The 24636-nt window shown below is 70.1% G+C and carries 22 protein-coding genes; 15 read left to right on the top strand and 7 right to left on the bottom strand.

What is annotated here, in order from left to right:
• Nucleotides 1–83: 83 nt before the first annotated feature.
• The 3 genes from MMR14E_RS22490 to fghA all read left to right on the top strand — a co-directional run bounded on the left by MMR14E_RS22490 (nucleotide 84) and on the right by fghA (nucleotide 3252).
• Nucleotides 84–767, top strand: coding sequence for a response regulator transcription factor (locus tag MMR14E_RS22490; RefSeq protein WP_331317363.1), 684 nt, complete (start codon nucleotides 84–86; stop codon nucleotides 765–767).
• Between the two features lie 341 nt (nucleotides 768–1108).
• On the top strand, nucleotides 1109–2245 hold the full coding sequence (locus tag MMR14E_RS22485; protein ID WP_331317362.1) for an S-(hydroxymethyl)glutathione dehydrogenase/class III alcohol dehydrogenase: 1137 nt from the start codon (nucleotides 1109–1111) through the stop codon (nucleotides 2243–2245).
• A 173-nt stretch (nucleotides 2246–2418) separates the two neighbouring features.
• On the top strand, nucleotides 2419–3252 hold the full coding sequence (fghA, locus tag MMR14E_RS22480; protein ID WP_331317361.1) for an S-formylglutathione hydrolase: 834 nt from the start codon (nucleotides 2419–2421) through the stop codon (nucleotides 3250–3252).
• A 302-nt stretch (nucleotides 3253–3554) separates the two neighbouring features.
• Here fghA and MMR14E_RS22475 read toward each other — a convergent pair whose 3' ends face one another.
• The gene (locus MMR14E_RS22475; protein ID WP_331317359.1) at nucleotides 3555–4199 is read right to left on the bottom strand and encodes a hypothetical protein; all 645 of its coding nucleotides are present in this window, start codon (nucleotides 4197–4199) and stop codon (nucleotides 3555–3557) included.
• Between the two features lie 4 nt (nucleotides 4200–4203).
• Nucleotides 4204–4848: a hypothetical protein gene (locus tag MMR14E_RS22470; protein WP_331317358.1), complete on the bottom strand. Its 645-nt coding sequence runs from the start codon at nucleotides 4846–4848 to the stop codon at nucleotides 4204–4206.
• A gap of 90 nt (nucleotides 4849–4938) precedes the next feature.
• Between MMR14E_RS22470 and MMR14E_RS22465 the strand changes: the two genes are divergently transcribed.
• Nucleotides 4939–5922, top strand: coding sequence for a hypothetical protein (locus MMR14E_RS22465; protein ID WP_331317356.1), 984 nt, complete (start codon nucleotides 4939–4941; stop codon nucleotides 5920–5922).
• Nucleotides 5923–6119: 197 nt separating this feature from the next.
• Here the strand turns inward: MMR14E_RS22465 and MMR14E_RS22460 are convergent, their stop codons facing one another.
• A complete protein-coding gene (locus tag MMR14E_RS22460; protein WP_331317354.1) occupies nucleotides 6120–7304 on the bottom strand; it encodes a glycosyltransferase family 4 protein in 1185 nt (394 codons plus the stop codon).
• Nucleotides 7304–8341 carry a glycosyltransferase family 4 protein gene (locus tag MMR14E_RS22455; RefSeq protein WP_331318615.1) on the bottom strand — a complete coding sequence of 346 codons (1038 nt, stop codon included), beginning with the start codon at nucleotides 8339–8341 and terminating at the stop codon, nucleotides 7304–7306. Before MMR14E_RS22455 ends, MMR14E_RS22460 begins: the two co-directional genes overlap by 1 nt.
• A gap of 93 nt (nucleotides 8342–8434) precedes the next feature.
• Here MMR14E_RS22455 and MMR14E_RS22450 point away from each other — a divergent pair, with 93 nt between their 5' ends.
• The 11 genes from MMR14E_RS22450 (at nucleotide 8435) to MMR14E_RS22400 (ending at nucleotide 20848) form a co-directional block, all read left to right on the top strand.
• The gene (locus tag MMR14E_RS22450) at nucleotides 8435–10486 is read left to right on the top strand and encodes an HAD-IIB family hydrolase (protein ID WP_331317352.1); all 2052 of its coding nucleotides are present in this window, start codon (nucleotides 8435–8437) and stop codon (nucleotides 10484–10486) included.
• Nucleotides 10476–11360: a glycosyltransferase family 2 protein gene (locus MMR14E_RS22445; RefSeq protein ID WP_331317350.1), complete on the top strand. Its 885-nt coding sequence runs from the start codon at nucleotides 10476–10478 to the stop codon at nucleotides 11358–11360. Before MMR14E_RS22450 ends, MMR14E_RS22445 begins: the two co-directional genes overlap by 11 nt.
• 22 nt (nucleotides 11361–11382) lie before the next feature.
• Nucleotides 11383–12546, top strand: coding sequence for a glycosyltransferase (locus MMR14E_RS22440; protein ID WP_331317348.1), 1164 nt, complete (start codon nucleotides 11383–11385; stop codon nucleotides 12544–12546).
• Between the two features lie 41 nt (nucleotides 12547–12587).
• The gene (locus tag MMR14E_RS22435) at nucleotides 12588–13529 is read left to right on the top strand and encodes a glycosyltransferase family 2 protein (protein ID WP_331317346.1); all 942 of its coding nucleotides are present in this window, start codon (nucleotides 12588–12590) and stop codon (nucleotides 13527–13529) included.
• A complete protein-coding gene (locus MMR14E_RS22430) occupies nucleotides 13526–14584 on the top strand; it encodes a glycosyltransferase (protein ID WP_331317344.1) in 1059 nt (352 codons plus the stop codon). The genes MMR14E_RS22435 and MMR14E_RS22430 overlap by 4 nt, the downstream gene beginning before the upstream one ends.
• A gap of 66 nt (nucleotides 14585–14650) precedes the next feature.
• The gene (locus tag MMR14E_RS22425) at nucleotides 14651–15319 is read left to right on the top strand and encodes a class I SAM-dependent methyltransferase (RefSeq protein WP_331317342.1); all 669 of its coding nucleotides are present in this window, start codon (nucleotides 14651–14653) and stop codon (nucleotides 15317–15319) included.
• A 579-nt stretch (nucleotides 15320–15898) separates the two neighbouring features.
• Nucleotides 15899–16222 carry a hypothetical protein gene (locus MMR14E_RS22420; RefSeq protein ID WP_331317340.1) on the top strand — a complete coding sequence of 108 codons (324 nt, stop codon included), beginning with the start codon at nucleotides 15899–15901 and terminating at the stop codon, nucleotides 16220–16222.
• A gap of 10 nt (nucleotides 16223–16232) precedes the next feature.
• Nucleotides 16233–16661 (top strand): hypothetical protein, encoded by a 429-nt coding sequence (locus MMR14E_RS22415; protein WP_331317338.1) that lies wholly within the window; start codon nucleotides 16233–16235, stop codon nucleotides 16659–16661.
• A gap of 124 nt (nucleotides 16662–16785) precedes the next feature.
• Entirely contained in the window at nucleotides 16786–17124 is a 339-nt protein-coding gene (locus MMR14E_RS22410; protein WP_331317337.1) for a hypothetical protein, read from the top strand.
• A gap of 495 nt (nucleotides 17125–17619) precedes the next feature.
• On the top strand, nucleotides 17620–18606 hold the full coding sequence (locus MMR14E_RS22405; RefSeq protein WP_331317335.1) for an NAD(P)H-binding protein: 987 nt from the start codon (nucleotides 17620–17622) through the stop codon (nucleotides 18604–18606).
• Nucleotides 18607–19429: 823 nt separating this feature from the next.
• Entirely contained in the window at nucleotides 19430–20848 is a 1419-nt protein-coding gene (locus MMR14E_RS22400; RefSeq protein ID WP_331317333.1) for an FAD-binding oxidoreductase, read from the top strand.
• Between the two features lie 1541 nt (nucleotides 20849–22389).
• Here MMR14E_RS22400 and MMR14E_RS22395 read toward each other — a convergent pair.
• From MMR14E_RS22395 to MMR14E_RS22385, 3 genes are read right to left on the bottom strand one after another with little or no spacing between them, the layout of a single operon-like run.
• Nucleotides 22390–22671 carry a LuxR family transcriptional regulator gene (locus tag MMR14E_RS22395; protein WP_331317331.1) on the bottom strand — a complete coding sequence of 94 codons (282 nt, stop codon included), beginning with the start codon at nucleotides 22669–22671 and terminating at the stop codon, nucleotides 22390–22392.
• A gap of 42 nt (nucleotides 22672–22713) precedes the next feature.
• Nucleotides 22714–23934: an ABC transporter permease gene (locus MMR14E_RS22390; protein WP_331317330.1), complete on the bottom strand. Its 1221-nt coding sequence runs from the start codon at nucleotides 23932–23934 to the stop codon at nucleotides 22714–22716.
• Nucleotides 23931–24635, bottom strand: coding sequence for an ABC transporter ATP-binding protein (locus MMR14E_RS22385; RefSeq protein WP_331317329.1), 705 nt, complete (start codon nucleotides 24633–24635; stop codon nucleotides 23931–23933). Before MMR14E_RS22385 ends, MMR14E_RS22390 begins: the two co-directional genes overlap by 4 nt.
• Between the last annotated feature and the right edge of the window lies 1 nt (nucleotide 24636).

Here is a 24636-nt window from a genome sequence, read left to right as displayed (position 1 = left end):
GCCGCGGGGACCAGTAGGCCTGATGGGCGTATCTCGCGACCAGGATAGGCCACCTGGGCTATCGCGGCGGGAACCGGACAGGGATGGGCAGCATCGCAGGCAACGCCGTCGTCGCTGATGACGACCCGTTCTTCCGCATCGCCCTCGCCAGCATCCTCACGGGTTCGCTCGGGTTCTCCGAGGTGCATCAGGTCGGTTGCCTCGACGGCGCGCTCGAGGCGCTCTCCGAGCGGACGGATGTTCGCGTCGCCCTATTCGATCTCTCGATGCCCGGCATGCAGAGCGCGGCCAGCCTCGCCGCCGTCCGCGAATGCCACCCAGACGTGCTCGTCATCGTGGTTTCCGGATCGACCGACCGCGACGACGTCCTCCTCGCCCTGCGGGCCGGCGTGCACGGCTTCGTGGAGAAGGGGACCTCGGTCGAGGCTCTCGTCAAAGCCCTTCGGATGGTGTTCGAAGGGCTGGTTTACGTGCCGCCCTTCGTCACCCAGGTGAGCGGCGCTGACGGTCTGTCGAGGCCGGACCCGGCCGCGTGGCGGGAAGCCGCCCGCGATCCGACCGCCGGGCTGACCCCGAGGCAGAGGCAGGTACTCGACCTGATCGGGACCGGGCTGTCGAACAAGGAGATCGCGCGGGCCCTCTCACTCGGAGAGGGCACCGTGAAGATCCACGTGGCGGCCCTCCTCCGAACGCTCGGCGTCCCCAACCGGGCGGCGGCGGCGGCATGGGGCGGCGCGAAGATGGCCCGGTCGCCGGCACTACCGTAAGCCGACCGGCCCGAATGAAGGCCGACGCGCCATCGGCACCGGCTTCCCACCAGGGCAGTGGAAAGACGATCGAGCGCCGTGGTCCGGGTCCCGAGGGGGCGGCGATCCATGGGCTGAAGTTCGCGCTCGACGCGGACGGCGCTGGGGCGACCCATTTCCCGGACCTGCCGGGACGGGGTCGCCCCGATGGAAACGCGGACGCGGACGTTGCATCCCGGCACGAGAAGCATCACACACGCGTCAGATCATCGGACCGTTCGGTGCGCAGCCCTTGAGTGAGGTGCGCCGAAGAGTCGGCAGTTCGGCGCCGTCCGTGATCATTCAGACAACAGGAACACGTGATGAAGACGCGCGCCGCGGTCGCGTGGGAGGCTAAGAAGCCTCTCACGATCGAAACCATCGACATCGAGGGCCCCAAAGCCGGCGAGGTTCTCGTCGAGCTGATGGCCACCGGCATCTGCCACACCGATGCCTACACCCTCTCGGGCCTCGATTCCGAGGGCAAGTTCCCGGCGATCCTCGGCCATGAGGGCGCGGGCATCGTTCGCGAGGTCGGTGCCGGCGTCACCACGCTGAAGCCCGGCGACCACGTCATTCCGCTCTACACGCCGGAATGCCGCAATTGTAAGTCATGCCTGTCCCAGCGCACCAACCTGTGCACCGCGATCCGCGCGACCCAGGGCCAGGGCGTGATGCCGGACGGCACGAGCCGCTTCTCCTGCGTGTCCACCGGCGGCAGCCCCTCCGGATCGAACACCGTGTTTCACTACATGGGATGCTCGACCTTCTCGAACTTCACGGTCCTGCCCGCCATCGCGCTGGCCAAGATCCGCGAAGACGCCCCCTTCGACAAGATCTGCTACATCGGCTGCGGCGTGACCACCGGCATCGGCGCGGTGATCTACACCGCCAAGGTCTGGCCCGGCGCCAACGTGGTGGTCTTCGGTCTCGGCGGCATCGGCCTCAACGTGCTCCAGGCCGCCCGGATGGTCGGTGCCGACAAGATCATCGGCGTCGACATCAATCCGGAGAAGCAGGCCATGGCCCGCAAGTTCGGCATGACCCACTTCATCAACCCGAACGAGGTCGGCACCGACAAGGTGGTCCAGGCGATCGTCGATCTCACCGGCGGCGGCGCCGACTTCTCGTTCGACTGCACCGGCAATGTCCACGTGATGCGCCAGGCGCTCGAGTGCTGCCATCGCGGCTGGGGCGAGTCGATCGTCATCGGGGTGGCCGAGGCCGGCCGTGAGATCTCGACCCGTCCGTTCCAGCTGGTCACCGGCCGTGTCTGGAAGGGCTCGGCCTTCGGCGGCGCCCGTGGCCGCACGGACGTGCCGAAGATCGTCGACTGGTACATGGAGGGCAAGATCAACATCGATGATCTGATCACCCACACCATGCCGCTGGAAGACATCAACCACGGCTTCGACCTCATGCACGAGGGAAAGTCGATCCGGTCTGTGGTCGTCTATTGACAATCACCATCCCTTCCCCGTGCGGGGAAGGATCCGGGGGGTGGGGATCGGTCGCGTGACCCTCGGCCAGCTGCGGCTGGCCGAGCCCCCCTCCTCCAACTCTTCCCCGCAAGGAGGAGAGCCACGACTTCCCCAGACGATCGTCTCAGCCCACCCGCAGGAGATCACAGCCGATGGAAACCATCTCGCAGGCCCGCGCCCATGGCGGCACGCAGGGCGTCTACAAGCACGATGCGCGGACGACCGCGTGCCCGATGACCTTCGCGGTGTTCGTGCCGCCCCAGGCCGCGAACGGCCCGGTCCCGGTCCTGTGGTACCTGTCCGGCCTCACCTGCACGCACGCCAACGTCATGGACAAGGGCGAGTACCGCGCGGCCGCCGCCGCGCACGGCGTGATCATCGTGGCCCCCGATACCAGCCCGCGCGGCCCCGGCATCCCGGACGAGGAGGGCAATTGGCAATTCGGCTCCGGCGCCGGCTTCTACCTGGATGCCACGCAGGCGCCCTATGACAAAAACTACCGGATGTGGAGTTACATCACGGAAGAGCTGCCGGCGCTCATCGCAGAGGAATTCCCGGCCGACATGACCCGGCAGGGCATCTTCGGCCATTCCATGGGCGGCCACGGGGCGCTCACCATCGCGCTCACCTACCCCGAGCGCTTCAAGTCCTGCTCCGCCTTCGCGCCGATCGCCCAGCCCTCCACGGCCGGCTGGTCGAAGCCCGCCTTCGAGAAGTACCTCGGTTCGGATCCGGCTGCCTGGCGCGCCCACGACGCCACCGCGCTGATCGAGGACGGCAAGCGCTTCCCCGAATTCCTGGTGGATCAGGGCACCGCCGACAGCTTCCTGCAGGACGGCCTGCGCCCGTGGCTGCTGGATGAGGCCTGCAAGAAGGCCGGCATCGCGCTCACCCTCAACATGCGCGAGGGCTACGACCATTCCTACTACTTCATCTCCACCTTCATGGCCGACCATATCGCCTGGGCCGCCGCGCGCCTGAAGTGATCTCGTCAGCACCCTCGGGCAGCGAGGCCGCCCGACAGCGAGGTGCACGAAGCCGTCCAGGGCGCCTGCGGGTGGGGAGCGATCCGACCACCTTCGGGAAGCCCTGGCGACACCCCGTATGCCCGAGACTGGTCGGTGGGGCTCGTCCGCTCTTCCAGCGCGCGCTCTTCGAATCGTCAGACTGAAACGCGGAACGTTGAATCGTCGGCAGGATCTGGCCGAGAGCTGGCTGCCCGTTCGGGGCTGTAGCCGGCGAGCGTGCGGACATCCTCAGACGAAGATCGGCTTCCGAGGCCCCTCGGTCAGCTGCGCGTCCACGCAGCGTGAACGGCTCCCGTGGCCGTGTCCGGTTTCGACGCGCCGATGAAGATCACGACGGGGCCGTGCCTGTCGCGCCGGTGATCGTAGAAATCGAGCAGCCCGGGATGGAGGCGCTGAATGAAGTCGGGTCGCCGGCCGCTTCGGCGCAGGAGATGGTCGATGACGACCTGATCGCCGTGCACGGCGTTCGGCACCGGACCGCAGGAGCCCGGACTCATCCAGTGATCGGGGTCGGCCGCAAACGTCGTGTAGAGCGACGCGAGTTCGTCCCCGGACCAGCGCAGCAGCGCGCTGGAGAGGCGCCCCGTGTGGAAGTAGTCCTCCATCGCAGCGAGGCCCGGCTCCGCCAAGGCATCGGCCGGGCCGGTCAGCACCGTATCGAGATCGCACAGGAGTGTCGGCCCCGTGCTGAGGCCGGGCCGGAACGCCTCCATCTTGGCCCACCAGGTGGGCCAAGCGTGCCGCAGCGGGACGGTCTCGACGCCCCGGATGGCCACCGGCAGGTCCGTGAGGCAGAGGATCCGCTCGAAAGCCGGGGCATGGCGGCGGATGCCGCCCGCGAGCCGGTCAACCCACGTCGCGTCGTAGCGCCCGCCGCCCTTCAGGACGGTGATCAGGGTGGTCATGACGTCATCGCTCTGTCGGGGATGGCGGATGCACACGGATGCACCCGGCTGCCTCGGCCTCGGCGAACCACGCGCGCTCGGCGGCCCAGGGATGGCCAGGCCAGCCCGCGAAGCCGAACCCGTGGGCCTGCGCCGCCGGGGCGAAGGCCGGGCGGCCGAGCAGCAGCGCCAAGGTCACGAGGAAGCCGGTGCTCGGGTTCGGCGCCTCCGACGTCCAGGCTGCGAGCCTGTCACGTGCCAGGGCGTGCAGGGCCTCGGGCAGGATGTGGATCGGGCGGCCCAGTGGTTGCAGCAGCGCCAGCATCTCACGGGTCCAGCAGACCGGATCGGGCAGGTTGTGCGCCGCCGGCAGGATCGGGAAGGGCAGGATGAAGGCCTGCGCCCCGCGGACGACCGGGCGATCCAGGAAGTGCCGGTCCGCCAACCACTCCCGCGTCTGTCCGCCGCGGTTCACCAAGGCGAGATGCGTGACGCGGCGTCCGGTCCCGGAGCCGAAGCCCGCAGCGTTGTTGAACCGTACCACCCAATCCGCCGCGTCGATCACCGGTCCGGCCGCGCGGATCCCGGGGGCGTTGCCGACGATCGCCAGGGACCCGCCGACGGGCAGGCCGGCGGATCCGGCGGTGAGGGGGTCGACGGCGGGAGGCACGTGCGGCAGGGGTTCTCGCGGAACGACGGAGGTAAGGCGCCGGGCCCGCTCAGCCAGTCCTCCGCGGAGCGGGCCCGTGGGGGTGAAGCCATGCGCCGATGTATCGTCTGCGCGGCCGACATGCTCGGCCCGAGCGAACGGCACCTGATCTATCCGGGCGGGCAGCGCCGCGCTTTCCCGCTGGCCTGCGGCTCCTGCGGGCTCCTCCTCGAGACCGAGGCGGATGCGCAGACGTGCCGAGCCCATCTCGCCCGAAGCCTGTCCGCACCCGTCTTCGTGTCGGATCCGGAAGCGCCCTACGGCCTCGATCTCTACACCCTGCGCAGTGCCGCAACCCGGCATGGACGTGGCACGCGTCCCCTCGACGCGGCTGGCCACGCGGAACTCCGGCACCCCCACGGCACCCGGGCGGCCCGGGCGGCGATGTTCGCGCTCGGATCTTCGGGCGGAAGCCCGGTCTCGCTGGGTCTCCTCTGCCGCCGGGCGGACCGGAACGACGTGCTGGCGGCGCTGACGATCCATGCCGGCTGGGCGGACGACGTCGCGATCCTGATCGACGGGCCGGAAATGGCCGCCGTGCCGGTGCCGGTGGCCGGCTTCGGCGAGGGAGCGGTGCGCGTGGCGGCCCGGCCCCTGGACGGGGATTTCGCCGCGCAGCGCAACACCCTCCAGGCCCTTGCCCGTCACGCCTGGATGCTCCAGCTCGATTCCGACGAGGCGCTCGGCCCGGAAACCGGCCTGCTGCTGCCCGCCCTGGCGGCCCTTGCCGACGCGCAGGGCGTGGTCTCGATCGGGCTCGGCCGGGCCAACCGGGTCGACGGGGTGCTCTCGGACGTCTTCCCGGATGTCCAGTACCGGCTGAACCGGACGAGCCTGCGCTACGTCGGGCGCGTCCACGAGCGGCCTGTCCCTGACGGCGGATGGCCGTCGAGCTTCATCACCCTGCACGGGCTCATCGAGCATCGCCTGAGTCTGGCCCATGTCCAGGCCCGGTCACGGCGCTACGAGGCTCTCGATCCCGGCCGGGGTCGTCCGGAGGAGGCGGTCGCGCTGCTGCGCCCCTATGCCGAATGATCCGGCTCCGCGTCGAGGGTCTCGATGACGAGCCGTGACCCGGAAGGCCGCGTGATATCGATGGCGTCGTTGCGCCCGGGGTTGCCGGTCTGCGCTCGCACGGACGGCAGCGCCGCCATCGGGGAGCGAAGTTGTTGGAATAACGGGGCCGGGACGCCCGACATCGCGGGCGACCCGCCCGAGCCGCGGCGGCGCGGTCAGCCGCCCCGCGCCGCCGAGAGCGCCCGTTCGTAGAGCGCCAGGGTCTCGCGCCCGAGGCGTGTCCGGTCGAAGCGGCCGGCTGCCGCGAGGGCGCGGGCGCGATACGCGAGGCGGAGATCCGGATCGGTGAGGAGCGGACGCAGGGCCTCGGCCAGGGCCGGCCCGGTGGCGGTCGAGGCCAGGGGGCCGGCGCCGGGGGCGCCCACGAAAGCGCGGGCGCTCGCATCCTCCGCGCAGGCGACGACCGGGCGGCCGTAGGCCAGGGCCTCCTGGTAGACGAGGCCGAAGCTCTCGTAGCGAGAGGGCGCCAGCACCGCGTGGGCCGCGGCGTAGGCCGCCGACAGCGCGTCGCCGTCGATCCGGCCGCGGGCGCGGATGTGCCGGCGGACGGTCTCGGGCAGCTCAGCCGGGAGATCGTCCGGCAGGACGCCGACGAGGTCGAGTTCGAAGCACGGCAGGGTCCCCCGCGCCCGCTCCGCGCCGAGGATCGCGACGGCGGCGAGGAGCACGTCGAAACCCTTTCGCGCCTCCGACCGCCCGACGAAAAGAAGGCGCACCGGCTCGGCCGCCTCCGGATACGGAGCGTTGCGGGAAGCCACCGCGATCTCGGGCTTGAGGCTCAGTCCGATCACCGCGGCGGGCTGTCGCCCGTCGAGTCCGTATGCCCGGGCGATCACCGCCGCGTGCGCGGCGGTATTGGCGATGAGACCCGCGCTTTCCCGGGCCTGCCGCCGCTCCAGGCGGTCGGCGCTCCATCCGTCCAGGCGATTCCGCACGGATTCGGCCGGGCCGCGGGTGAAAGCGGCCGGCGTCGAGCTGCGCGTCACCACCGGCAGATCGCGGCAGCCGGCGAGCAGCGCGGCGGGTGCGTACCAGTTCGTGGCCTCGACGAGGTCGAAAGGCCGGTCGCGGTGCGCGGCGAGCACGGCGCGCCGGAAGGCGAGCGGCGCGGCGAGATGCCCCGCCGAACCCCAGAGGCGCAGGCGTGCCAGGGCGCTTCCGAACGGCAGGGCGAGGCCGACGAGCGCGACGCCGCCGGCCCGCGCGCCGCCCGTCCGGTCCAGGGTGAAGACCGTGACCTCCGCCCCTGCTTCGGCGAGGCTCTCGGCGATCTCGCGGGCCGCCGTCGAGAGCCCGCTCGGCGACGGGGGGTAGTCCCAGGCCAGGAGGGCCGTGCGCATCAGATCAGGAGGCGGTGGTAGAGCGCGAGGTAGTCGCGCGCCATGCGCTCGGCGGTGAACCGTTCCTCGAACCGGCGGCGGATGCCGGCACGGTCGAGTTGCCCGATCCGGGCCAGCGCCGAGACGGCCTCGGCCTCGGTGGACACGATGAAGCCCGTCACCCCGTCCTCGACGATCTCGGGGACCGAGCCGCGGTCCCAAGCGACCACCGGCGTCCCGCAGGCCATGGCCTCGATCATCACGAGGCCGAAGGGTTCGGGCCAGTCGATCGGGAACAGGAGCGCCCGGGCGCCGCCCAACAGGTCGCCCTTCTGACCATCGTCGACGGGTCCGAGATAGGTCGCGTCGGCGGCCAGCAGGGGCCGCACCCGGGCCTCGAAATAGTCCGGGTTGCCGACATCGACCGTGCCGCCGAGCCGGATCGGCAAGCCTGCCGCGCGGGCGACACGGATCGCCACGTCGGGCCGCTTCTGATCGGTCAAGCGGCCCACGAAGGCGACATGATCGTTCGGCACGGCCCGGAAGGCGTAGCGCGCCCGGTCGATGCCGTGATGGACGACGCCCACCCGGTTCGCGGCCGGGATGCCCGCCGCCTGCGCCGCGGAGATCGCGGCCACGGGCAGGTCCGGGAAACCCTGGAAGAACAAGGCCCGATCGAGCTGGTCGACCCGCCAGTGGACGGTGGTCAGGCTGCGTCGCCGACGTGTCCCCAGCAGTGCCGCGTGCGCGAATTCGCCGTGGCAATGAACGATGTCGAACTCGTCGAGCCGCAGGCGCAGCGCCTCCAGCTGGAGGGCGTCCAGGGCGGCCGGCACCCCGGGCGCGACGCGTCCGTGCTGCCGCTCCAGCGCCGCGAGACTCGGGTAATCGCCGATCCGCGGCAAGTCTGTCGCACTGTCCGACGGACCAAACAATGTTAGTTCGATGCCCAAGCTTCGCAGCGCCGTGCTGAGATCGTGCACAACCCGCTCTGTGCCGCCGTGGTTCTCTGGGGGAATTGGAAAGATGTTGGGCGCGACCTGGGCAACGCGAAGCACGGACACCTCTTTACATATGTTAAGCCGGTGCGCGGCGAGCGCTTTACATAAGTTAAGTCCAAGGGGCCGCCAAAAAGCCGCAGCCGGCGCCTGATGTTCGTCCTGCACATCGCCCTGCAGGGCTGCCTGCGCGGCGACGGGGTCGTCTACGGGCTGACCGCCGATACCGGCGGCCACATCCGCTACCTGCTCGATCTGGTCTCGGCCTCCGCGCAGGATCGCGATCTCGCGCGGATCGTGGTGGCGACGCGCCTGTTCCGCGGTCCCCTCGGCACCGCCTACGCCGTGCCCGAAGAGCCGATCGCCGACAAGGTCACGCTCGTGCGGCTCGCGAGCGCATCCCCGGATTACTGTGCCAAGGAGGAAATGCACGCCGAAGTTGCATGCTTCGCCGAGAACCTCATCGCCTGGATCGCCGCGCAGGAGCGGGCGCCGGACCTCATCCACGCGCACTACGCCGATGCCGCGACGGTGGCGGCCCTGGTCGAGGACCGCCTCGGCATTCCCTTCGTATTCACCGCCCATTCCCTCGGACGCGTGAAGGCGCGGATGCTGGACGTGCCCGACGGAGGCTCCGACCTCGCCCACCGGATCGCCGCCGAAGAGAGGGCCCTGGTGCGGGCCCAGCTCGTCATCGCCTCATCGCGCGACGAGGCCGAGTTGCAGTATGCCGGTTACGCCGCCTATGATCCCGGCCGCGTCCGCGTCCTGCCCCCGGGCAGCGATCTCGCCCGGTTCGCCGCCGCCCGCCCGCATCCTCAGGTCGACGCCGCGATCGACCGATTCCTCTGCGATCCGGCCAAGCCGACGATCCTGGCGCTCGCCCGGCCGGTCGCGCGCAAGAACCTCGCGGCGCTGGTGCGCGCCTACGGGGAGAACCGGGCGCTCCAGGCCTGCGCCAACCTCGTGATCGTCGCCGGCACGCGGGACGACATCGACACCCTCGACGGCGACATGGCCGCGACGATGCGCGACCTCCTCGTGTTGATCGACCGCTACGACCTCTACGGGCGCGTCGCCTATCCGAAGACCCACCGTCCGGAGGATGTACCGGCGATCTACGCCCATGCCAGGGTGCGGGGCGGCCTGTTCGTCAACCCGGCCCTGAACGAGCCCTTCGGCCTCACGCTGCTGGAAGCCTCGGCCGCCGGCCTGCCCTTGGTCGCCACCGACAGCGGCGGCCCTAACGACATCGTCGAGACCTGCGGCAACGGGCTGCTGGTCGATCCCCGCGCGCCGGAAGCGATCGCCGAGGCCTGCCTGCGGATCCTGGGCGATCCGGCCCTCTACGCCCGATGCGTGGCCGGCGGCTCCCGGGCGGCGGCGGCCTACGACTGGGACCGGCACGCCGCCCGTTACCACGTCCTGCTGCGCGCGCTGCTCGCCGCGGAACCGCCCGCACCGGCGCAGCGGCAGCTCCTCGTCTGCGACATCGACAACACGCTGGTCGGCTGCGACGCGGCGCTCGGCATCTTCCGGCGCTGGCGCAGCCGGCAGGCCGGGCTGGCCTTCGGAGTCGCGACCGGCCGGTCCTTCCACAGCGCCATGGCGGTGCTCGAGCAGCAGGCGAGCCCCCGGCCCCAGGTGATGATCACCTCGGTCGGGTCCGAGATCTATCACCTCGACGTCAACGGCGTGACCTACACGGCAGACGCCGCGTGGCGGCGTGTCATCGAGGCCGGCTGGGACCGGGCCGCGGTGCAGGCGACGCTCGTCGGGATGGGCGGGCTCCACAACCAGGGCGCCCTCGAGCAGCGCGCTCTGAAGCTCAGCTATTTCGGCGACGCGGCTGCCGCACGACAGGTCCGTTTGCGTCTGGCACAGGCCGGGTTCGCCGCACGCGTGATCCACAGCCACGGCCGCTACCTCGACGTCCTGCCGGAGGCGGCCTCCAAGGGTACCGCCGTCGATCACGTCCGGGCCCTCTACGGGTTGCCGGAGCACGCCGTGTTCGTCGCCGGCGATTCCGGGAACGACATCGAGATGCTCGGCGCCCGGGTTCAGGCCATCATCGTCGCCAACTACTCCGACGACCTGGCGAGCAACGCCGCTCTCAAGCACACCTACGTGGCCCGTCGGACCCATGCCCGGGGCATCATCGAGGGGGTCTCGCATTTCCGCCGGATGCTGGCCGATGTCGGCTGATCCGGGCCGGGAGCTTGCCCCGAGCGTCCTGACCCTCGTCCGCGGCCGGGCGGATCGCCTGCGCAACCTCATGGGCGGCCTCGCACGCCAGACCCGGCCGCCGCGCGAACTGATCATCGCCTGGATGCAGCCGCATCCGGAGCCTGACCTCCCCGATCCGGGCTGCTCGATCCGGCACCTCCACGTGCCGGGCGAGCCGATGCCGCTCGCTGCTGCGCGCAACCGGGCAGCCGAGGCGGCTGCGGCGGATCTCCTCGTCTTCCTCGACGTGGATTGCATCCCGGCGCCGGGACTGGTCGCGGCCTACGCGCAGGCCGCCCGGACGACGCGGGGACTGTTCCTCGGCGAGGTTCTCTACCTGCCGCCAGGCGCGGCCTTGACCGATCCCGATCCGGCGGCGCTCGACCGCCTCGGCCAGATCCACCCGGCCCGGCCCGCGTCGCCCGAAACAGGCCTGCGTCTCGAGCCCGATGCCGGCCAGCTCTGGGGCCTCTCCTTCGCGCTGCCGGCGGCGTGCTGGCGCGCGGCCGGCGGGATGGACGAGGCGTTCGTGGGCTACGGCGGCGAGGAGACGGACCTCGCCGCCCGGCTCGCCGCCTCCGGGCTGCCGACCTACTGGGTCGCGGGCGCGCGCGCCTACCACCAGCACCATCCGGTCCACGTGCCGCCGCTGCAGCATTTCGCGCCGATCCTCGCAAACGCGGCGCGCTTCCGCGCGCGGCACGGGCGCTGGTGCATGACCTACTGGCTGGATCAGTTCCGCGCGGCCGGGCTGATCGACTGGGACAGCGACGCCCCGGCGATCCGCCTGATCCGCCCGCCGACCGGGCCCGAGATCGCCGCAGCCCTGCGGCCCGACGCCCTGTTCTCCTGAGATCGAGCCCGAACCGACCGCCATGAAGAAACCGATCGCGTTCTTCGTCCATCACCAGGGCCGCGGCCATGCCAACCGCACGATGGCACTGGCTGCCGAATTCGCACGCGACCGGCCGGTCTCGGTCCTGACCGCGGATCCGCGCCTGTTCGACGGCTTCCATCGCGACATCGAGATCGTGGCGCTGCCGAACATGATCGGCGCGACGGTCCCGACCGCGCGGCTCTACGCCGAGCCGACGCCCCGGGTGATGCACTGCGTCCCCCTGGGTCTCGACGCGATGCGCCGGACCATGCGGGCCATCCTCGACCATCTCGACGCGCGCGCGGTCGGGCTGTTCGTGGTCGACGTCTCGGCGGAGATCGCGCTGCTGGCGCGCATCGCCAGCGTGCCCGCCGTGCAGATCCGCATGCACGGCGACCGCTCCGATATCGGCCATGTCGGCGCCTACGAGGCCTGCGTCGGGATGCTCGCGCCCTTCGACGCCCGCCTGGAGCAGGACGATTACCCGGCGTATCTGCGCGCCAAGACCTTCTACAGCGGCGGCCTCTGCACCAGCGTCGACCGGGTGCCGGAGCGCGCGGAGGCGCGCGCCAGGCTGGGCCTCGACCCTGCGCGCGAGATCATCGTGGCGGTGACCGGCGGCGGCGGCAGCGGCACGCCCTACGCGCCGCTCACGGTCGCGGCCCGCGCCGAACCCGATGCCCTGTGGCTCACCCTCGGACCGACCCACCGCGAGGGCCACGAGACCGACTTCTCCAACCTGCGCGAGCTCGGCTGGGTAGCCTCGGTCACCGATCATCTCGCCGCTGCCGACCTCGTGATCGCCTCGGCGGGCGACAACACGGTCCACGAGGTCGCCAGGGTCGGCGGGCGCCTGATCGTGATGCCGGAATGGCGCTACTTCGCCGAGCAGACGCGCAAGGCCGAGGCTCTGGTCCGCCTCGGCGCCGCCGTGCAGGCGCCTGTCTGGCCCGGGGATCTCCAGGGCTGGCGCGACCTCCTCACCCGCGCCCGCGCCCTCGACGGAACCGCTCTGCGCGGCCTCTATGCCCCCGACGCCGCCGCACGCGCCGCGGGATGGCTCGAAGGGCTGACCGACGCGCTCTGGGATCTCGGACCGTCCGACGCCGAGCTCGGCCCCGCCTCTGAGCCGCCGGCGCTCCAGGACGTCGCGGCCGCATGAGCACCAGCCTTTTCCCGCCGCGACCGGAGCCCGAGCCCCGCATGTCCTCCGTCACCGTCGTCACCCTCGCGAAGGGGCGACCGGCCCATCTGCGCAACGTGCTGCGCGGCCTTGAGCGCCAGACGCAGGCCCCCGCCGCCTTCATCGTCGCGGTCATGCAGGACACGCCCTACGACCTGCCCGACGTCGGCTTCCCCGTGCGTCAGATCCTCGTTCCGGGCCGCGAACTGCCGCTGGCGGCCGCGCGCAACCGCGGTGTGGCGGCGGCGGACGGTGACGTCGTGGTCTTCCTCGATGTCGACTGCATACCGGCGCCCGAACTCGTCGCCGACTATGCGCGGGGGCTCTCCGAACTCGACGGCCTGCTGATGGGCGAGGTCCTGCACCTGCCCGAATGCGCCACGGCCGGCGTCTGGGACTACGGCGACCTCGACGCCGTGGCGGAGAAGCATTCCGACCGCCGCGGCCCTCCGGTGTCAGGCATCGAGATCTGCCACGATTACCGCTGCTTCTGGTCGCTCAACTTCGCGATCCGGCGCGAGACCTTCCTGGCGACCGGCGGCTTCGACGAGCGCTACACGGGCTACGGCGGCGAGGATACCGACTTCGGCAAGCTCCTCGACTGGAGCGGCATCCCGATCGCCTGGATGAAGGGCGCGCGCGCCTATCACCAGTACCATCCGCACCACATGCCCCCGGTCCATCACCTCGACAGCGTGGTGCGCAACGCCGAGCTGTTCGAGGCCAAATGGGGATACCGCACCATGGGCCACTGGCTCTACGCCTTCAAGGTGATGGGCCTGATCGACGACACGCCCGACCGGCCGATCCGCATCCTGCGCCGGCCCGACGCCGCCGATCTCGCACTCACCGGCCAGCTCGGCCACCAGCCCTACACCAACTCCGCCTCGGTCATCCGCGCCATCGAGGCCCGCAAGGAGGCCGGAGCCGAGTCCCCCGCGCCGTCGCCGGTGACGGCATGAGGATCGCGCTCCTCGCCCATTTGCGCCACCCGATCGCCCCGCCGTTCGCGGGGGGCCTCGAAGCCTATACGTGGAACCTCGCGGACGGCCTCACTGCCCGCGGGCACGAGGTCGCGCTGTTCGCCTCAGGCGACAGCGAGCGGCGCTTCGCCCTGGATCCCGTGATCCCGATCCATCACGAGCGGAGCCACGCCGGCATGGAGCATCGGGGCGATGCGCGCCTGAAGGCCCATCTCGATGACGGCTACGCCGCCGCCTGCGACCGGATCGCCGGCGGGGGCTTCGATGTGCTGCACAACAACAGCCTGAGCCGCCTGCCTCTGGAGCCGCGCCGCGTGGCCGCGGTCCCGACCGTCACCTCGCTGCACGTGCCGCCCTACGACGCCCTGCGCTGGTTCGTGCACGCGAGCACGGCTCCGCACCACCGGATCACCGCGACATCACGGGCGCAGCTGGACGCGTGGTGGCCGGAGGGTGCGCCCCCTGGGGCATCGGTGCTCCACAACGGTATCGATCCCGCCGCTTGGCCCTACCGGCCGCACGGCGATGGGAGCGCCGTCTGGTGCGCACGCCTCGCGGCGGTCAAGGGCGCACACCACGCCGTCGCGGCGGCGCGCCGTGCCGGTCTCCCGCTGACCTTGTTCGGCCCGATCGAGGAGCCCGATTACTGGAGCGCGCAGGTCGCGCCGCTCCTCGGCGGATCGATCCGCTTCGGCGGTCAGCTCAGCGGTGCGGCTCTGGCCGCAGAGGTCGGCCGCGCCTCCGTGTTTCTGACCACGCCGTGCTGGGACGAGCCGTTCGGGCTGGCGGCGATCGAAGCGATGGCCTGCGGCCTGCCAGTCGCCGGGTTCGACCGCGGCGCCGTCGCGGAGGTGGTCGGCGAGGCCGGATCCCTGGCCGCGCCGGGGGACGAGGCCGATCTCGCCCGCGCCATCGGCGAGGCAATCGCGATCCCGCGGCAAGTCCCGCACGAGCGCGTCCGGCGCCTGTTCACCCGCGCCCGCTGGCTCGATCGCTGCGAGGCGCTCTACGCGCAGGCCCGTGCCGGCGGATGACCGCGCCGCCGCGAAAGGCACGCGCCGCCCGCGCGTACTCCGAACCGTCCGCGTGAGAGCCGTGACATGACCCGACAGGATCTGATCGCCGCGTTGTGGCATGGCCGCGACCCCTTCGCGGATCCCCCACCGGACCTACGCCCCCGCGACCTTCAGGGCTGGCGCAGCGTTCATCCCTACCTCGAGGAGGCGGTGACCGAACTCCGCCCCCGCGTGGTCATCGAGGTCGGCACCTGGAAGGGGGCCAGCGCCCTGTTCCTCGCGCGGACCATGGCGGAGCACGAGGTCGCCGGCACCGTGATCGCGGTCGACACGTGGCTCGGGGCGGTCGATCACTGGGCGGACGAGGCGCTCTTCGCCGAACTCGCCACCGAGCATGGCTACCCGAGCCTCTACCGGACCTTCCTGGCCAACGTGGTGCGGGCAGGCATGACCGACCGCCTCCTGCCGCTGCCGCTCGACTCGGTGAATGCGGCCGAACTCCTGCGGTTGCGCGGTGTCACCGCCGACGTCCTCCATCTCGACGCCGGTCACGAGGAGGCGTCCGTCGCGGCGGACCTGCGCGCCTGGTGGCCGCTCCTCCGACCCGGAGGCCTCCTGATCGCGGACGATTACGATCGCCTCGGGGGACGCTTCCCGGGGGTAACCCGGGCGGTCGACGCGTTCTGCCTCGAGGCCGGTGTTCGAGGGCCGTGGTCCATGCAGGGCAAGTGCAAGTTCATCAAGCCGGGCTAGGGCGAGCGGCCAGCTTTGTCGGCGGGCCGGCCGGCCCGACCGCAGCAGTCTCCGAATCCGACGCGTTCTCTAGCCTCCTCTGCTGAGTTGATACCCGCTTTTTCGCCGCGCGGCCCTGCGTGAAAGATTGCGTCGGGTCGCGATCGGACTGGCGGCTCGGGGTGGATTGCTGCCGGCCCGCTTCTGCGCCAAGCGCGGGCGCTCGAGCATACATGTCGCCGACGATCCAGGCGGTCAGAGGCCAGCAGACAGGTCTGTAAGCCTGTCGGGCTAGTCTTTGACTGGGACGGTCTGCGTATACCTGTAGAGAGGCAGAGTCCTCCGCCAAGTCCAACCTGACCGCGTGCGCCACGCACAGCCGCATTCGTGACGCAGGCCCCTCTCCGAAGCCTCTAAGCCAAATGATTATCGCTCATGCGCTAATGTACGGCTTGTGCTGCGGATTGCGATCGGCAACCCTGCTTCGAATACGCGCCTGCGGAGCTTTCGATGCGAGCCGGAAGTCGTTGTATAGGGAAATGCCTAGGGTCACTCCTGATTTATGCCGCCGGATCCGGCCTCGTTTCCGCGGATATCAGAGTGAAGCGTGCCGGAGACGGAAAAATCGTCTCAATGTCCAATCTGTCGCCAGCGAAGGACTGTTCTCCGATGGTCTTGCGCGGCCGGGTCAGCAATCTAGCTTTCGAGCAGGACGCGGTACGCGGATTCACCCTTAACCAAAAAGGCGGCGAGCAGTACATCAACGTACCCGCTCTGTACAATTTCCCCGATCCACGCCAGAAAGCGATCGCCCGCGATGGATATTCCGCATTGATCCGGGACGGTAGCACAGTAACGATCAAGGCACTGTTCTGCGGTGCGGCGGGCAGAATCGTGAAAATGGACGCGATTTCGACGAAGTAGGGACTATGTCATGTCAGCGCGATCAGGTGCGGCTGCTCTCCTCTCGATGTTGTGCTGCGCCCAGGCTGCAAGCTCGGGATGGAAGCCGGCAAAAGGAACTCCTTATCCTGCGTTCACCTCCTGCGTCTCGTCCAATCTGTGCATGTTCGTCTCGTGCCGGCGCGGTGGCGAATGGTCCTTCGAGATCTACTCCGTCGAGAACGGTCTAAGCGCTGGAGATACGCTGTCCCTCGCCGCTGCCGGACGCCAGATCATGCTGATCGTACCGCCGAGGACCAACAACGATCTCTACAGATGGCCGCTGCGGCAGGACATAGACGAAATTCTGAGTTCGGGCAGCAAAGCGGTCATCGTCTTCGACGATCGCACCAAGTGGCCCGTAAAGACTGAAGGTTATGTTTTGGCAAAATCAGACTTGTCGCGTCGATGCAAGGTCTGAATCCGAGCTTCGTGGGCCGACCAGCGGGGGACGCGCGGTGTCTATGGGAAGACTGACTCTCGCGATCCTGATGGGATCGCTCTTTGCATCGCCGGCCGTGGCGGCATCCAGAGCGGCGACCTACTTGGCGAATCAGGAGATCAATGACGGGTGCGATGGTCGTCAAGGGCGCATCGATCCCGCGGGCTTGATCGAGCAGGATCTCGATGGCGACGGCCTGGCCGACTTGATCATATCGCATGAAGCGATCCGGTGTGCCGGTAGGATGCCTCGGAGCAACCAGTGCGGCATGCAGGTTTGCTCCGTTCTCTTCTATCTGCGGCGCGGGTCACTGCTTCAGAAGGCCCACGACATGTTGGGGGCCAATGTTAAGGTAGGCCACGAGCGCATCCCGAAGGTTCATATGAATGCCCATGGCGGAGGTGGAGGCTACGTGCGTTGGAACGGGAAGTCTTTTGACTGAGAACGGACGTCTTGCGGCGATGTCCGACACTCGTCGATAGCCGCGTTCCGAGCCGTCACCATTTACGTCTCTCCCGCGTCCGGGCGGAGCGGGCAGTCGGCGAAAACACGCAGGCGGAAAGCGAAAGCGGCCCTGCGCGCCGACGCGATGCTCACCACCAATGCCGCCCAGAAAAGCCGTGGGTCGAGTTTGATCCTGCCGGGCGACCATCGCGTTCCGAGCGCGGCCGCGAGCCGCAAGCGCGGCTCGACGGCCCCAATCGATACATCACCGCCCTGATAGCAGTGGACCTCGCGTCCGATTTCGAGGTCCGCACCGTCGCGCCGGGGTGACTGCGCCGGGCCGCCAGCGGACAGGCGGTCTTGCGCCCATGTACGTCCGCATCGACGATGCTCATCCCTCGGATTCCGTCGTAACATCCCTTTTGCCGTTCGACGGGGGCGGCGCGAGCGTCGCCGTCGCGCCGAGATGGTTGAACGTCGGGATGAAGCGATCATGACTGCGGATCGACCGTACGGTGTGGGGCCGCGCCGTGTCCTCCTTCTGGGGGCGACCGGCACGATCGGCCGGGCGACGGTTCGGGCGCTGCTGTCGCGCGGTCACGAGGTCATCTGCCTCGTCAGGCGCCCTGCCGAAAACGCCATCCCCGCAGGCGCTACCGCGCGGATCGTGGATCTGACCGATCCGATGTCGCTGGCGCGCGACGGTGTCCGCGGCGAACGCTTCGACGTTCTGGTATCGTGCCTCGCCGCGCGCACGGGGCTGCCCGACGATGCTTGGGCGATCGATTACGGTGCGCAGGTCAACGCCTTGCAGGCAGCGCGGACGGCCGGCGTGACGCATGTCGTGCTTCTGTCGGCGATCTGCGTCCAGAAGCCGATCCTCGCCTTCCAGCACGCCAAGCGCGCCTTCGAGACCGAGCTGATCGCGTCGGGGCTCGACTACACCATCGTCCGGCCCACCGCCTTCTTCAAATCGCTCTCGGGGCAGATCGACCGCGTGAAACGCGGCAGGCCATTCCTGGTGTTCGGAGATGGCACCTTAACGGCCTGCAAGCCGATCAGCGACGACGACCTTGGCCGCTATCTGGCCGACTGCCTCGACGATGGGGACCGCCGCAATCGCGTTCTGCCGATCGGCGGCCCGGGCGAGGCGATCACGCCGCGCGCGCAGGGCGAGCGGCTCTTCGCCCTTCTGGGACGCGAACCGCGCTTCACGCACGTTCCGGTCGTGCTGCTGGACGTGATCGTCGCCGTTCTGGCGATGATAGGTCGATGGGTGCCGCCTCTCACCGCCAAGGCCGAACTCGCGCGGATCGGGCGCTACTACGCGACGGAGTCCATGCTCGTTCTGGACCCAGCGACCGGGCGATACGATGCGCAAGCCACTCCGTCGACGGGCACGGAGACGCTGTTCGACTACTACGCGCGCGTGGTCCGGGGTGAGGCAGTCGCCGAGCGTGGCGACCACGCCGTGTTCTGACGATGCGCGATGGCAGCATGTCCGCCTCTCCAGCGGCCACGCTCCGAAGCAGGCCGGCCGCTCGCGGCCAGACTGCGTCACGCCGGATCGTCAAGGTGCGCAGAACCGACCGCGTCATAACCAGCCGCCGTACGAAGATCGGTCAGAGACTGGACAGATTCCGGCCCCGGTCACACCCGTCAGAGGCTCTGGTGCAGTCCGCGGACCGGGCTCACGCCCTCCGGCACCGCGGTCGCGCGCAGGAGGGACGCCTCCGCCAGCCAGCGCTACCAGTTGCCCATCTTTTCGATGCCGTGCTTGTGCGCCGGGACGGGCAGGACCGGGGTCAGGAGAGCGGCGAACTCCCGGGGGTAGGCCGCGAAGCCGCTCCGCCGCCTGCTCCGCCGCGACGTAGTCCTTCGTCGAGGTGCCGGGCAGCGACAGCGTGGTCTTGGCCATCCTGGACATCTCGGCCTCGCGCCCGGACGTCGCCTCGCGGCAGGCCGGCCTCATGGCCGTGACGTGGAGCCTGTCGAACGCGTCGCGGGCGACGTCGCGCTCCAGCACCGGGATGCGCGCTTCCTCGACGTGGTGCCCGTCGCCCCGTATGGCCTCGGCCGCCACGACGTTCGCCACGACGTTCGCCACGACCTGCGCGTCGACGGCGCCGAAGCCCGGCCCGACCATCCAGCCGGCGTGGCGCTCGCGGCCGGGGGCGGCGCCGGGGCCGTATCGACGCTCTTGCCGTGTCGAGGCGTCCGGATAGAGTGCCGGCGCGCTTCGGCACTGACGCGACGGCGTCCGCCGCCAGCATCGCCCCCCGTCACGCACCGAGCGACCTCGGATGTCATCCGCACTGCCCCCCGATCTGTCCGCCTTTCGCGACCTGCTGGACGAGGGCGGGCTCGTCACCGACGCTGCCAGCTTGACCCGCTACACCCACGATCAGCGCTCGCTGATGCGGGGGGAGACGCCGGGCGTCCTGCGCCCGCGCTCGACCGGGGAGGTCCAGGAGATCGTCCGCCTCGCGGCACGCAGCGGCTTCGGTCTGGTGCCCCAAGGTGGCAACACCAGTTATGTCGGGGGCGCGACGCCGGAGCCTGGTCGCCGGCAACTCGTCGTCTCGCTCGAGCGGATGAACCGTGTCCGATCCGTCGATGCGACGGGGTTCACCGTGGCCTGCGATGCCGGCACCATCCTCGCCGACGCACAGGCGGCCGCGGAGGCGAGCGGCTGCCTGCTGCCGCTCAGCCTCGGCGCCGAGGGGAGCTGCCGCCTCGGCGGCAATGTCGGCACCAATGCGGGCGGGCTGCAGGTGCTGCGCTACGGCATGACGCGCGACCTCGTGCTCGGCCTGGAGGTCGTCCTGCCGGACGGATCGCTGTTCTCCGACATGAGGACGCTGCGCAAGAACAACATCGGTTACGATCTCAAGCAGCTCTTCATCGGCGCCGAGGGCACCCTCGGCATCATCACCGGCGTGGTGCTCAAGCTCTGGCCGGCGCAGACGCAGCGCGCCACCGCTTGGCTGCAGCTCGCGGCGCGCGCGCCGATCCCCGACATCGCCGCCCTGATCCGGCGCGAGACCGCCGATCTTGCCTCGACCTTCGAGCTGATCTCGGCCTCGTCGCTGGGTCTCGTCGCCGACATGCGCGGCGCCGATCTCGGGCTCGCGGCCGGACCCGGCGGGGCGGTGCTGCTCGAACTCTCCGCATCCGCGCAGCGCATTCCCCTCACCGAGATCCTCCTGGGCACGCTGGAGGCGCTGATGGAGGCCGGCCACGTCGAGGACGCGGTGCTGGCCCAGTCGGAGCGGCAGCGGCGCGAGATGTGGACCATCCGCGAGACGATCCCGGAGGCCGAGAAGCACGCGGGCGGCTCGGTGAAGCTCGACATCGCGGTCCCGACCTCGGCTGTCTCAGACTTTCTGGAGCGAGCGGGCGCGGTGGTGGCCGAGCAGGCGCCGGGCACGCGGCTGTCGTTCTACGGCCATGTCGGTGACGGCAACATCCACTTCAATCTGCTGGTGCCGGGGGGACGCGACCGGATCGACTTCACGAGAGAGGTCGAGGAGGGCATCGCCCACGCGATCTACGCGGTCGCGATCGACCTCGGCGGCAGCTTCAGTGCCGAGTACGGCATCGGCCGCTTCAAGCGCGACCTGCTCGGCCGCTACGGCGACCCGGTCCGCCTGGACCTGCTCGCCACTCTCAAGCGGGCGGTCGATCCGACCGGGTTGATGAATGCGGGCGCGATGACCTGACGGCGGCGCCGGGCGCACCGCCAGACGCGTCGGCCACGCGGTCGGCTCGTCCCGAACGCTGGCGCCAACGAGACTGGTTTCGGGCAGCGCCGCTCGGATGGGGGCGGAACGCGGAATGCGCGCCCGGGGCATCCGGGACGCCGAACCGTGCTGCGCCGTCGGCACGGAACGCGCGAGGTGATGCCGGGAGAGCGCGGGGCGATCCGGTCTGAGCCGACCGGTCGGAGACTCGGGAAGGCGCCGTGACTCCCGCTAGGACCGTACCGAGACGGGCCTCAGGTCCTCATCGCGACCGGACGCCGGACCGGCGCTCCGAGCCGCTTGAACGCGTTCATCGCCGCGACGGCGATCGTGAGAGCCACGAGATCCTTGTGCGCGAGATCCGCGCTCGCGGCCGCTGGGTTTCGTCGGAAGCGTGCGTCCCGTTGACCCGCGTGATTTCCTCCGCCCGCGCGAGCGCTGTGTTGGTCAGAGAACAGGTCGGGCGCCGCGGCCCGGATCGGAGAATCGGGGCGACATTCTCGAACGGCGTCGTCTTCGGATCAGGACTTCGGGTCAGATGACGTCGGAACATCGACGCTCGTCCGATCGGCAACGACGTCGATCAACAGGCGGTTCGTGACCTTCCTCCCGATCAGCGGAACTATACAACGCCGGATTGCTCAGAACATCGAGCCGGCCCAGCAATCGCCGTCGCGGTCGGTGCAACGGAGGCCCGGAGCTGCGGGTCGAGCGCACCATTTTTGCCGCACGTGACGAAATTCATCAGCTATCGGTGAGTATTCCGGTTGCTACCGTTCGTCCGGCACGCAGCGGGCATTGACCAGATGAACGGGCCTCCGAAAGATACTGCCCATCCGTTTGGGTTGCACCGCTCATCGCCAGGGAGGGATTGCGCGTGCGTCGTTCGGTCATCGCTACTCTCGTCCTCGCCGCCGGCCTCGCGGTCACGGGTGCGCAGGCACAGTCCGGCCTCGGCAACGGGACCGGCAATTCGGGCGCCGGCAACGGCAACGGAAACGGAAACGGCAGCAACAACGTCCTGGGCGCTGCCGCAGCGGCGGGCTCGTCGAGTTCGGTGAACATCGGCGGCAGCGGCAGCGGCCGGAACACGCCCGGCGTGTGGGCGCCGGGGCTCGCGGCGGCCGGGATCGAGAGCTGCCTCGGCAGCGCCAGCGCCGGCGGGGCCGGCCCGGGATTCGGCGTCACCATCGGCGGGACCCTGACCGACAAGGGATGCAATCTGCGTCTCTACGCACGGACCCTGTACAGTCTCGGTCACCGGGTCGCGGCGACACAGATCCTGTGCAACGATCCCGACGTCGCCCTCGCCCTCGCGGTCGAGGGCGTGCCGTGCCTCGCCGGCCCCGGAGCGGAGGTGCAGCGGTCGGTGGGCTTCACGGCCGCCGCGTCCGAGTATGCCGCGATTTCGGCTCCAGGCCCGGAGACCGGGCCAGAGGGTCCTCCCATGGCTCTCCGCTCGCCTCCGAGGCGCCGCCCCCGTGTCAAGGCGGAGACCGTCCGGCGGTCGGCGCAGCCCGCTAACCCGCGGCGCGGGCCGCCAGGGCTCGCGGGTGCGGCGCTGGCATCGGGGTCACCGGACGGGACGTGAGCAGCATCGCGATCTGGGTCCGGTTGTGGAGCCCGAACTTGCGCAGGATGTTACCGATATGCGTCTTCACGGTATTGGCTGAGATCCCCATCCCGTAGGCGATCCCGTCATTCTGCGCGCCCGCGGCGATGTATTGAGCGATCTCCTGCTCCCTCGCGGTCAGGGTGATGTGGGTGTCGAGAAGCGCGCGTCGCACGCAGATCTGGACCATCTTGGCCTCCTTCCGGGCCGGGACAGGCCCGACGTCTCGGAATCATTCCATCTTGAGGGCGTCGACAGGATCGAGCCGGGAGGCCCGGTGGGCCGGGTAGTACCCGAAGAAGAGTCCGACGAGCGCCGAGAACCCGACCGACAGCAGGACAGCCTGTGCGTCGATGACCGTTGCCCAGCCCGCCGTGCGCGCGACGGTCAGCGAGATCCCGGTGCCGAGGACCACGCCGACGAGGCCCCCCAGGAGGCAGAGCACCAGTGCCTCGGCCAGGAACTGCAGGCGGATGTCGACCCCGCGTGCGCCGACCGCGCGCCGGATCCCGATCTCCCGGGTCCGCTCCGTGACCGTCACCGTCATGATGTTCATGATGCTGATGCCGCCGACCAGCAGCGACACGCCCGCCACCGAGGTCAGCAGCAGCGCGATCGTCCGCGTGGCGCCGCGCTGGGCATCCATGGCGGCGGCCGGGTCGGAGACCCGGAAATCGTCCTCCTGGCCCGCGGCCATGCGGTGACGCTGGCGCAGGAGCGCCTCGATCCCGGCACGCGCCCGGGCCATGGCCTCGTCGGAGACCGCCTTGGCGACGATGTAGGCGACGGCATCGCGGTTGACGCCGCTCGCGCTGCCGAGAAAGCGCAGCTTGGCGGTCTCGAGCGGCACGAAGACCACGTCGTCTTGATCGGGTCCCTTGGCGTCGAGCACGCCCACCACCTCGAACGGCACGCTCATGATGCGCACCTCGGCGCCGATCGGGTTGTCGCGCCCGAACAGCTCTTTTGCCACCACGCTGCCGAGGATCGCGACTTTCGCGGCGGTGGTCTGCTCGGTGCCGTTGAAGCTGCGCCCGCGCCCCAGAAGCCAGTCGCGCACGACGAAATGGCCGTTCGTCGTGCCGTTGACGACGGTGTTCCAGTTCTTGTTCTCGCGCACGATCTGCGCGCTGCCCGACAGCGACCCGGCCGCGGCGCGGACTTCCGGCACCTGCGCGAGGATCGCCTCGACGTCGCCCTCGGTCAGCGTCAGCCGCGTGCCCGCCTTGAGCCGGACACCGTCCTTCTGCGCGGTCCCGGGATTGATCATCAGGACGTTGGCGCCGACCGCCCGGATCTGATCGGCCACCCGGCCCTGCGCGCCGCTGCCGATCGCCAGCACCGTCACCACCGAGGCGACCCCGATGACGATGCCCAGCATCGTGAGAACGCTGCGCATCGGGTTCAGGCGCAGCGACCGCAGCGCGACGAGGAGCGTCTGAGACAGGCTCATGCCGCCACCGCCCGCGGGCCGACGCCCCGCACGTCGTCGTGGATCCGGCCGTCGCGGAGGTGGATCGTGCGCGCGCACCGGGCCGCGACCGCCGCATCATGGGTGATCATGATCACGGTCTGTCCGCTCCGGTTGAGCTCGCGGAACAGGTCGAGGATCTCGGCGCCGGTGCGGCTGTCGAGGGCGCCGGTCGGCTCGTCGGCGAGCAGGACCGCCGGAGCGCCCACCAGCGCGCGCGCGATGGCCACCCGCTGTTGCTCCCCCCCGGAGAGCTGCGCGGGGAGATGCCGCTCCCGAGCCGACATGCCCACCGATTCCAGGGCAGCGCGGGCGCGCAGCCTGCGCAGTCGCGGCGCGACCCCAGCATAGATGAGGGGCAGCTCGACGTTCTCCACCGCCGTGCTGCGCGGCAGCAGGTTGTAGGACTGAAACACGAAGCCGATCCAATCCCGCCGCATCCGGGCGCGGGCGTCGTCGGACAGTCGTGCCGTGTCCGCTCCGTCGAGGCGGATCGCCCCGGAGGTCGGACGGTCGAGCAGCCCGACCATGTTCATCAGCGTGCTCTTGCCCGATCCGGACGGGCCCATGATGGCCACGCACTCGCCCGCATCGACGCCGAGCGAGATGTCGCGGATCACCGGGACCGACAGAGTGCCGATCTGGAAGGTTCGGTGCACGGCGTCCAGGGCGAGGAGCGTCATC

This window comes from Methylobacterium mesophilicum, from assembly GCF_036441335.1.
In the GTDB taxonomy this organism is placed as follows: Bacteria; Pseudomonadota; Alphaproteobacteria; order Rhizobiales; family Beijerinckiaceae; genus Methylobacterium; species Methylobacterium mesophilicum_B.
This window is presented reverse-complemented; position numbering and strand designations above follow the sequence as displayed.